The organism is Wolbachia endosymbiont of Litomosoides brasiliensis (assembly GCF_013366805.1).
Lineage (GTDB): Bacteria > Pseudomonadota > Alphaproteobacteria > Rickettsiales > Anaplasmataceae > Wolbachia.
Map to the genome: position 1 here is coordinate 1 of NZ_WQMO01000025.1, position 10735 is coordinate 10735.

Consider the following 10735-nt stretch of genomic DNA (forward strand, 5'->3'; position numbering starts at 1 on the left):
CCTTTCTTGTCACGGATTATGCTAGTTAGTATAAGTTAAAAAATTTAAAGGTACCTAAAGTATCGAAGTTACAACCCACCACATACTCACCTGAGCTCAATTCTATTGAGAGACTTTAGTTGTACATAAAACAGAACATTTTATATAACAAAGCCTATAATACAATTGCTTTGCTTGAGAGTGCTTTGTGTAAACTTATTACCTCTCTTCCTCACTCACAATTAAACAACCCTGCAATGTCACTTACTTGACCTACTAACAGTGAGAACTGGCCTAACTTTACTATTTTCCGCTCTAGACTTTTGCAGAGTTCTAATCTACTGTATTATCTCACTTTTGCTCCATCATTATCTTTCTATACTACCTTGCTCTATCTTATTTTGCCATTCTGCTAAACGATACCTCTCTTCAATAACGTGGCGAAAATGTCTGATTAATCCTTGAATTGGCCAAGCTGCAGCATCACCAAGTGCACAAATCGTATGGCCTTCTATTTGAGTTGTAAGGTCAAGTAATTTATCTACTTCACCAGGCTTAATATTTCCTGTTACCATTCTTTTCATAATTCTCCACATCCATCCAGTACCCTCGCGGCACGGTGTACATTGTCCACATGATTCATGCATATAGAAGTGCGATAACCTTTCTATTGCAGCGATTATATCAGTCGATCTATCCATTACTATTACAGCAGCAGTACCAAGCCCCGACTGTGCCGCTCTTAATGAATCAAAATCCATTTCAACAATATCACATATAGATTTTGGAATTAATGGCACTGAAGACCCACCAGGTATTACAGCAAGTAGGTTGTCCCAACCTCCTCGTACTCCACCTGCACATTTTTCAATCAACTCACGCAGAGGAATTCCGAGCTCTTCTTCAACATTACACGGGTTATTTACGTGCCCTGAAATACAAAAGATCTTAGTACCAGTATTATTTGGTTTGCCAAGAGATGCAAACCACTCCCCTCCACGACGCAGAATATCTGGAACCATAGCTATAGTCTCAACGTTGTTTATCATGGTTGGGCAGCCAAAAAGTCCAACACCCGCAGGGAATGGAGGTTTCATACGGGGAAAGCCCTTTTTTCCTTCGATTGATTCAAGTTGAGCTGTTTCTTCTCCACATATGTAAGCTCCTGCACCTCTATGGATAAATACGTCAAGATCATAACCTGATTTGCATGCATTCTTTCCAATTAGGCCTTCTTTATATGCTTCTTCAAGTGCTTGTTCTAAAACTAAATATTCATTATAAAATTCACCCCTAATGTAAATATATGCAACAGACGTATTAATTGCCCTGCCAGCCAGGAGAACCCCTTCAAGTAACTTGTGCGGCTCATATCGCAATACATCTCTATCTTTACATGTACCAGGTTCTGATTCATCCGCATTTACTACTAAGTATGTTGGTTGCTCTTTTGAAGGATTCTTAGGCATAAAGCTCCACTTAAGACCAGTAGAGAATCCTGCTCCCCCTCTACCTCTTAAGCCGGATTTTTTTATTTCATCAATGATTTTTTCTGATCCCAAATCCAATAACTCTTTTGTTCTTTGCCAAGTGCCACGTTTTCTTGCACCCTTGAGTAGTGGAGCTTCTTTACCATTCAAATTAGTGAATATTTTGTCCTGTTCTTTCATCATGCTTCCCGAGACTTAGTGATCCCGGCGCGAATCGAACGCGCGACCCACTGATTAAAAGTCAGTTGCTCTACCGGCTGAGCTACGGGATCGTTCATTTTTCAGCCATATTCCATATTCAACAGTAATACAAACTTTATCCATTTTAATCAAACTAAAATTTTCATATGTGATTAAATAAATTATACAATAGACTTTTTGCACATCAAATCAGTCTTTATACTAATTCCCATCATTAACGGGTCAAATAAGCAACATCGCAGAGTTGTTTAATTGTGGAGCAAGAAAGAGAGGAAATAAATTTGCATAAAGCACTCTTAAATAAAGCAATTATACTACAGATTTTATTACGCAAAATATTCTGTTAGAATTATAAACTTAGAGATATTAATTTTATAACAACAATGCTGACCAGGCTAAATATTTACTCTAGCTTCAACAAGCATTGCCAGAGGATTTTCTATATAATGTTTAAAGGTATTTAAAAATTTTGCTCCTAACGCTCCGTCAACTGTTCTGTGATCAACAGAGAGTGTTACTGTTATTATCTCTGCTATCTCTATTTTTCCATTAACAACAATAGGCTGTTTTTTAGATGTACCAACAGCCATAATGCAAGATTGTGGTGGATTAATTATAGCGCTAAAAGCCTTTATATCGAACATCCCCAAGTTGGAGATAGTAAATCCGCCCCCTTGAAATTCTTCAGGTCCCAATTTTCCAGATCTTGCTCTGATTACTAAATCTTTCACTTCTTTTGATATAGACAAAATACCTTTTTCATCGGCATTTCTTACTATAGGAGTGATTAGCCCATCTTCAAGTGCTACAGCGATTGAAATATCTATATTTACATATCTCAGTATCTTATTATCCATCCACGAAGAATTTATATCAGGAAATTTTTTCATGCTAGAAGCTACAGCTTTTATAATTAAGTCGTTAATCGTTACTTTATTGTTTGTATCTGCTAAGTTAATCTCATTTTTGAGCGATATTAGCTTATCAACTTGGCAGTCCACAGTTAAGTAAAAATGTGGAATATTCTGTTTGGACTCAATGAGGCGTTGTGCTATTACTTGGCGCATGTTGCTTACTTCAATTATAGTGTCTTCATCCGATCTTTCACGATTTTTAATTTGCATACCACCATTTAAAAACTCCAACACATCAGCTTTAATGATACGACCATATGGCCCAGTACCCTTTAACTGTCTAATATTAACCCCTTCATTCTGAGCTATTTTTTTAGCTAATGGGCTTACTTTTATTCTGCTTTCTGTTGTCTTAGCACCCTCTTCCTTCTTGTACCCCAGTGTCAAGCACTGAGACGGTATCAAAGAGTTGGATAATACTGAAGAACTAAATGATACGAAAGGGTTAGATGATATTGAAGAGGTGCTTGCAACCTTTTCCTCAACCTCAATATTGGTAGCAGAAATTGAAACATAGTTATCAGCTGCACTTTTGTCTTCTCCTTCTTCCAGCATTAGAGCTATCAGCTGATTCACAGGCACACCACTTGTTCCTTCCGACACTAAAATTTTCACTAAAACCCCTTCATCCACAGATTCAAGCTCCATTATAGCTTTATCAGTTTCTATTTCAGCAATTACATCACCTACTTCAACCCTATCTTGCTCTTTCTTACACCACTTCACAATCTTCCCCCCAGTTTTGCTCATCGTTGGAGAAAGAGCAGGCATTAATATTTCTATAGGCATTTATTATAAGTTTAAAATCTATTCAATTTTTAATTTACTCTTTATCTTGTGTCAATCTAATCATGAACCATGATAAACAAATTTACCATGTTGTTATTTTTATTATTTGGTTTCAATTTACTTGTTCACGACTTTGTCTCAACAAAATCAAACAAAGCCAACATGATAACAGAGCCAGGGTTTCACTATCCCGCAACATGGATATACATTTGCAAAAATCTGCCCCTAACCCTAAAAGTAACAGAAGAGTTTGAAAACTAGCAAAAGGCCTGTGACATCAATGAAGACCGTGAATGGATAAAAAGTAGCCTACTTAGCGACAAGCGCTACGCGATGATAAAAGAAGACACTCATGGATATTAAAAACAGAGTACAGACAGTAAGATTACTATAAAAATAGACGAGTCCGTTATAATGAGAATAGAAAAGTGCAATAAAGAATGTGCTTGCTATCCCCCTCAAAACATAAAGCTTGGGTACAAAAAAAGCACACACACTGGATTGATTAGGTTGAAAAAGGATCTCGACTGATAGTAGTTTCTGAACCTTCTGTAGCATCCTCCTCGTGTGAAGCAGAAGGTTCTTCACGCTCCGGAGAATTACCCTCCTATACAGGACTATTACATTGTACACAGAAACTCCTTAACATCTCCCCAGCAGATAAATTTAAAATTTTTATAATAGACTTTTCACTTTATCCTTTTAGTGATTGATCCACCACAGAAATTAACCAGGAAAATTTGCCATCTTCTTTTTCAGCTTCACTTTTAATTTTACTTTTTATACTTGTAATGTCACCTTGGTCAATTCCCTCTTTTGTTATGTTGAATAAATTTGCAATACCCAAATGTTTAATCTTACAATGGCCACTACAACCACACAAAGAGTAATAGAATTAAATAGCTCACCTGCAGCACTTATGTATGGTGTAAGCCAAATAATTATCATGGCGTTCAACGTTAAATTGTTGTTCTATTAACTCAGAAATTTTGCTTTTTAGAGACACAAAACATCTCCTCTTTACATAGCCCGCACCTTTTTATAAAAATAAGCAGTTAAACCTAAACAACAAGCTTATATGTGTTTTATTTTAATTAATTATTAAAGCACAGGAGTAGAGTCTATAACTTTCAGGCAGTTTAACTATAATCCAGGATTTTTAGCTATAGCCCTAACAATTCCTTTTTGATTTCCTCCTCTATCTCCTTAGTTATACCAGAATGAAGTTTTTCAATTAAATTGCTAACACTAGCACTACTATTCTGGACTACAAGAGCATTAACTATTTCTTCCATTTCTTTATCATCAACTTGTACAGATCTAATAATAACATAACCAGGAGAACCTCTGCTATAGGTTTGATTAATGTTATCAATACAGCCACCTGCACCAGGGTTACTGCTCTTAAAACCACTGCTACACTTTACTGTTTCATGCTTAACTTTACCATCTTCTATATATGCTACTTGATTATCTTCTGTAAATTTTTTACCTGTTACTACTGTTGGATTTCCTAATATCTCTAAATTACCTAAATTATCATGGATCTTTGTTTTCTTATACTCCTTTCCACCATACATTCTATGCTTACCACCACCTGCAACAGTAATTAAATCTTTACAGTTTGCTTCTGAATGATCTTTACACATCTTTATGAAAGTTGGGCCACCATCCTTATTGGATACATGACTTGTGAGTCCACCACCCCCCTCTGTAGCTTGAGCTCTAATTATAGGATACTTAGGGTCAATTTTTAATTGAACTTTGATATAATCCCCCGGCATTCCTAGTCTACTTTCCGTAGAGTGAGCTGTATTTTTTATATGACCTGCTTCACCACCCCCCCACGCTTCTATTTCAATAGAACCATATTTCGATAAATCACCTGTATAATTATTATCACCTGAAAAGGTATAAGGTTGTGGCAAGCTTCTATTTTTTAGCCGTTTATTTACTGTATCCAGCACCTTCTTCTTCACGCTCTCCAAGTCAAGTTTACATAACTTATCAGCGTAAAAGACCTCTGTTCTATCTGCTTTAATCGGTCGATCTTTTAATTGCATGCACTTCTGCACTTTATTTTTTTCATCTCTCAACATTTTACCATCTTTGTCTTTACAATCCACTTCTTCATATCTCAAGTAAAATGGACTACCATCTTTTTTATTTAAATATTGCTCTAAATCTACCAATTTATATACTATTTTCAGCCCTTTATCAGATGCAAATGCTTTATCTATCTCATCATTCCTTTTTACACAGTAACTGCATTTTTCCTTCTCCCGTTTATTTTCGTCAGGGAAGAAAATATACCCTTGCTTGTCGAACACCATTCCATCTAACTGTTTTTGAGGTCTTTTTAACAGGTCGGCTATCTCCCCCTTTTTGCTTGGAAGATAATAGAACTGATTTGATTCCCTTGAATAAACAGCATTGTATTTAATATACCTCGCTCCTATTGATTTTAGCGATATTATCTCACCATCTCTCTCAAGAATAAACTCTTCTGGCTCTGGCTTCCAGCCAGAAAGGCAAAGCATTTTATAATTAGAATTTTCTTGGTCTCTTACTCTCATATATCTCACCTTTATTTTTGGTTGCCCCATATCATCCAATTCCCACTTAGTAGGTCCAATTCCACTATTCTTCGTGGAATTTGTTATACTGTAATCCTTGCCATCGGGAAACTGGATTCCAATATTAGGAGTAAGCCCATACTTTTCTAAAATTTCAAACTGAGGATTCTTTCTTAATATATCTTCTACAATATCAGTGATATTACCTTCATTATTACTACTATTAGTTGTTCTTTTTACTATCCTAGGTTTGACTACTTTTAAAGATAGAGGGCCAATATTTGTTGAAGAACCAGTATTAACATAGAAAGCATTTGCACTCATCTTCATCTTTACCTCCAGTGTATTTTCATCTACTATTTCTACCTTTTCAGGTTCTGGAGCAGGTGGAGTCGGAAAACAGCGAACAAACTGCAGATTTTCTTTATCTATATTTTGAGTTCCATAGTATTCAGCACAGAGCTTACCCTTTTTTCTATAGGTCTTAAAGTAATGGGTAGTACCCTTATCATCTTCAACTTCGTGCGAAGTTCTTTGAAAATCCAAGTCTTTTTTTCCTAGCTTGCCAATGATTACTCTAACTCTTGGGTTAAAGTAATCATTGTCCCTATCTGTTATAGGAACAACTTTAACCTGTGGAGGTGACATTCCAAGTTGTTCACAGAATGGAAGCGGACCAGGTGCAAGCGGTATAGGAGCACATTTTATCTTTTGCTTTCCCTGACTCCATGATGAACAAGTATCACAAGCTTTTTCCATACCCCCTGGACGGAAAATGTTTTCCCCCGAAAACACCCTAGCACCCCATGAAGAAATTCCTGACATACAAGCTCCTTTTTGACTGCAAGCGCATATTTTAGGAGAGTTAGCAAATTTTACTTTCTCTTCATCAGTAACATTGTCTGCCCACTCCCACTCAAGGCCCTTCGCAATTCCTTCTTTGATTTTCTTGCTGCCATCTGCCTGAACCGTTCCACTGGCTAACATTCTATCTCCTTCCCAATCGATAAAAACCGCAGCAGAAACTCCAGCACCTGTACTTTGTGTTCCATATATCTGGTGGCAGGATGTTCCACTAGTTAATATATAACAATTATTTTTTCCTCCGTAATCACAAACTTGAATCCTTGGGTTAAAATAACCATCAATTCCTTGATTTCTTACCTGCCTTACTGTAATGTATTGGTATAATTTTTCGTCAACTTGAAAACTTCCAGCAGTACCGAGACTAAAAATCTTTGTAAAACCCTCTAAAGCTTTTCTACCTCCAGCTTCAAACTCAGTATTACTCTCTACAAAAGGTGGGCAATCAGCATATACTTGACATGAAAGATAAAATGTTAAAAAGAGTATCAATAAAAAATTAAGTTTTACACTTTTCATAAAATACCGGTAGCCACTTATTCACCTCTTCCCCTTTTTCTTTTATTGCTTCATACATATACTTTATAGTCTCTTTGTTAGCTGAGAGCACATGTATTTCTTGCATATTCTTTAAATCTAAATTTAAAGTTACTAATCCTTTATACTGCTTTATCAAAAACAAACCTTCTTGAGTTGGTGTTTGCAAAATTATATTCAGTTCCTCTTTCGATAGGGAAAATGCTTTCATATACAATCTATTTGCATTAACATTCGGCATTAAAATTCTTGTATCAACATGTTTATCCAAATATTGAGTAAACTCGCTAGCAAATGCTAGATTTAAGTTTTCAGTACTTAGAATTACCACAACATTTAATTCTGTCATCCTTTGCATCCAATTATCAAACTCCTCTTCTGTAGAAAAAATATTACTTATCTCCCATGCTTCATCCAAAACAAGTATTGCAGGTGAGCCATCACATTGAGCTTCAAAAGAGTGTAAAAAATAGTAAAGTATCACAGACATACATTCTTTGTGTTTTGTGAGGTTTGCAGTGTTGAGAGATATAGTTTTTGTTTCCCAGTCAATATTCGATTCATCACCATCTTGAAATAAGTAAGCAAATTCACCATCACCACACCATTTACTTATCTTACCTTCCAAGAGCAAGAGCATCTCAGAAATTTGTGAAACAGAACGTGATTCTCTAGGCATAGCAAATATAGAATCTACAACTTTTTTTATCTTTTCTTCTACACCTACCGATCTAGTATCGGCTACCATTCTTTTGATCAGTTCAACCAGCACATTACGATTAGAAGCGTTATCTTCAACGTTCAATGGGTTAAATTTTAGGCTTTTGTTTTTATATCTCGGATCGATTACATAATATTTACCACCCACCGCTTTGGTAAAAATTATTGATTTTCCAGTGTTATCTAATATGACAATCCTAGGATTAAATTTTCTTGACTCCGATAACAGAAAATTAATCAATGAGGTTCTACCAGAATTTGGAGCTCCAAGTATTGTAGTGTGACCATTGTTTTTCTTTCCATGAAAATTAAAGAAGTAAGGACTCCCCTCTTTTGAAAAAAAGACCGTTACTGCTTCTTTCCACCTCCCACCTTTTAATGTACCTGATGTGAAATCATGTAGCATAGCAAAACTACAAGCGTACTTTGCTAATATATTTTTTGGTTGTGTAACAAAAGCAAAATTACCTGGAAGTTGTGCCCAAAAATGATCTTCCATATGAAGGTCAGTTCTAAACATCATCAAACCAATTAACGACATCACGGAGGACAAATTTCTAATATTTTCGGCCAATCTATTTCTACCATCCGCAAAAATTGTAAAAATAATCTTCTGTTGGCAAAAGTCTATAGCAGAAGTTTTTTCAAGCTCTATTATTTCTTTTATTTCCGAATTCCAAAGTAAAGTATTATCCTCACTAGCTTGCAGCATATTAATCTGCTTTTTAAATTCTTTTACTGCTTTGTTATTATTAGTAAATATTATTATTTCTGTAATAATAAGCTCAGAGTCAAGTTGCAAGCACTTGTCTATATTTCCCAGTGGAATTTCCCGATATTCCTTTATGCAAAAAATAGAACCAAACTTCTGTTTATTTTCAAATGTTGTTTGAAACGTGTTAAAACCGAAGGCTACTTTTAAATTTTTAACATATTGCGACAGATCCCTTTCACATATTGGATAATCTTTGTGCGTTAATGTAACAATATAATGGAGAAACTCCGTCATCTCAGAATATACTCTATCCTCATTAAACCTCAGAGCCAGTTTTTTAGCTCCGAAAAGTTCTAAGTCACTTTGAATTAAATTAGTTACCTTCTGTAATTTGCGATGATTTTCTTGTAAAGACAACTTATGCTTATTCTTTATCCCACCAAAAAAAAGTGAATTATTACTATGCTTATCAAAATCGCTAATCAATACTACAATGTATAACTCGTTTATATACTGTAATTTACTACCAGTGAGTTTATCAAGCCACGTTAAGTGTAGCTTATCAGAAAAGTCTCCAGTTTCACCCCATTTCAAACTCAGCTTATTACGCTTTCTAACAGTATGAATCCAAACAGTAAAATATAGGCTATCAATATTTTTTGATATACTTTTTCTAATCTCAGTTCTAAGATCGCTGTAATTATCAGCAGAGGAGTAATCTTCTAATTTAATTATCTTTAACAACCCCCCCTGTTTTGTCAGTATAGTTTCTTCATCGTAATGACAAGCATAAGGGATGAAATCTAAATCAACACTTTCTAGTAATGCCAAGTTGTTCTTTTTCTCAAATTTGAGATTAATTGTTGGTGTTTTTGCCTGCATACAACATCATGCGTACTCAATAAAGATACCCTACAAGTAATACTTAATTTTCATCTTTTTTTTTGCTATCTGATTGTACCTTTGCAAAGTTAAACTTTTCTTTCAAGTAATCCGTTGCCTTTTCTGTACTACCAAACATCATAATCAGCACGCCAAACATTATCATAAAAAAGATCAGTCCCCTAAACACTATTACAAGCATCACCGCAGCTATACATAGCCCTATAATTGTTGAAGGACTCATATTTTTTACAGTATCTTTCACTGAAAATGAAGAAATAAAACTTCTTACCGTTTCTTGTACATCCCTTAACTCATCGCCCATTGAACCTGCCCCGCCAGAATATGATGCAAAAATGAAGCTTAACAGGACTATAAAAACCAAAACTTTATTCAATTGAATATACATCAACTAAATACCTTCCAAACACCTTTTGATTATAATAACTTTCATATCAATAGGCAAGAGCTGAATTTACTTATTCACTATGAGTAACATATACATACATTTAATTTTTACTATCTTATAACAACTTCCACTGCACAAGAAACGGGTAGAAAATGAGAAGAAAAGCCATACTGAAGTAAGTAAAGTAGCGAGGCTTAAATGGCGTTGTTAAAATCAAAACTATTGGATAAAAAAGTCATGGAATCAGCAAAGGAAACGCTAAAGAAAGTGCAAGAATGCATATATTGCAAAAAAACTAAATGCTGTAGCAGCCGTAGCAAAAATATGTTGCATTTTGAGAATAACATTGACTACATGGATAAAGCACCTAAAACTTGGAAGAGAAGAAAAGTTGTTTACTCCCCCATCAACGCGTAGAAAAAAACAGATTGAATCAGAGTCAATTTGAATAAGTTGAAGTATGGATACAAGAAAACCCCAATATTATACTAGTTCTCATTGTTAGTAAGTCAGATGAGTGACATTGCAGAGTTGTTTAACTGCTGAATGAGAAAGAGAGTAATAAATTTGCAAAAGAGCTTTTAGGCAAAGCAATTGTGTTATAGGCTTTATTACACAAAATGTTCTGTTTTATATAGAACCAAAGTCTCTCGATAGGA

General features: G+C 35.1%; 7 protein-coding genes and 1 tRNA gene. 1 reads left to right on the forward strand and 7 read right to left on the reverse strand.

The genetic code is table 11. The features are described from left to right. Positions 1-347: 347 nt before the first annotated feature. The 7 genes from nuoF to GO684_RS04515 form a co-directional block, all read right to left on the reverse strand. Positions 348-1652: an NADH-quinone oxidoreductase subunit NuoF gene (gene nuoF / locus GO684_RS04485; RefSeq protein WP_175939273.1), complete on the reverse strand. Its 1305-nt coding sequence runs from the start codon at positions 1650-1652 to the stop codon at positions 348-350. 16 nt (positions 1653-1668) lie between these two features. Then, a tRNA-Lys gene (locus GO684_RS04490) sits at positions 1669-1741 on the reverse strand. Between the two features lie 324 nt (positions 1742-2065). Then, the gene (locus GO684_RS04495) at positions 2066-3373 is read right to left on the reverse strand and encodes a pyruvate dehydrogenase complex dihydrolipoamide acetyltransferase (protein WP_175939275.1); all 1308 of its coding nucleotides are present in this window, start codon (positions 3371-3373) and stop codon (positions 2066-2068) included. Positions 3374-4067: 694 nt separating this feature from the next. Next, complete coding sequence (locus GO684_RS05375) at positions 4068-4220, reverse strand: hypothetical protein (RefSeq protein WP_246228232.1); 153 nt, start codon at positions 4218-4220, stop codon at positions 4068-4070. 316 nt (positions 4221-4536) lie between these two features. Beyond that, the gene (locus GO684_RS04505) at positions 4537-7332 is read right to left on the reverse strand and encodes a hypothetical protein (RefSeq protein WP_175939277.1); all 2796 of its coding nucleotides are present in this window, start codon (positions 7330-7332) and stop codon (positions 4537-4539) included. Continuing rightward, complete coding sequence (locus GO684_RS04510; protein ID WP_175939279.1) at positions 7313-9667, reverse strand: VirB4 family type IV secretion/conjugal transfer ATPase; 2355 nt, start codon at positions 9665-9667, stop codon at positions 7313-7315. The genes GO684_RS04505 and GO684_RS04510 overlap by 20 nt, the downstream gene beginning before the upstream one ends. 43 nt (positions 9668-9710) lie before the next feature. Next, positions 9711-10076 (reverse strand): hypothetical protein, encoded by a 366-nt coding sequence (locus GO684_RS04515; protein ID WP_175939283.1) that lies wholly within the window; start codon positions 10074-10076, stop codon positions 9711-9713. 198 nt (positions 10077-10274) lie between these two features. On the opposite strand from GO684_RS04515, the gene GO684_RS04520 reads away from it, so the two are divergent. Further along, positions 10275-10493, forward strand: coding sequence for a hypothetical protein (locus GO684_RS04520; protein ID WP_175939281.1), 219 nt, complete (start codon positions 10275-10277; stop codon positions 10491-10493). Positions 10494-10735: the final 242 nt, after the last annotated feature.

What these genes read in the sequence shown, in the direction of transcription:
- GO684_RS04505 (WP_175939277.1), bottom strand. Translation starts at nt 7,332, where the DNA reads ATGAAAAGTGTAAAACTTAATTTTTTATTGATACTCTTTTTAACATTT.
- nuoF (WP_175939273.1), bottom strand. Translation starts at nt 1,652, where the DNA reads ATGATGAAAGAACAGGACAAAATATTCACTAATTTGAATGGTAAAGAA.
- GO684_RS04515 (WP_175939283.1), bottom strand. Translation starts at nt 10,076, where the DNA reads ATGTATATTCAATTGAATAAAGTTTTGGTTTTTATAGTCCTGTTAAGC.
- GO684_RS04520 (WP_175939281.1), top strand. Translation starts at nt 10,275, where the DNA reads ATGGCGTTGTTAAAATCAAAACTATTGGATAAAAAAGTCATGGAATCA.
- GO684_RS04510 (WP_175939279.1), bottom strand. Translation starts at nt 9,667, where the DNA reads ATGCAGGCAAAAACACCAACAATTAATCTCAAATTTGAGAAAAAGAAC.
- GO684_RS04495 (WP_175939275.1), bottom strand. Translation starts at nt 3,373, where the DNA reads ATGCCTATAGAAATATTAATGCCTGCTCTTTCTCCAACGATGAGCAAA.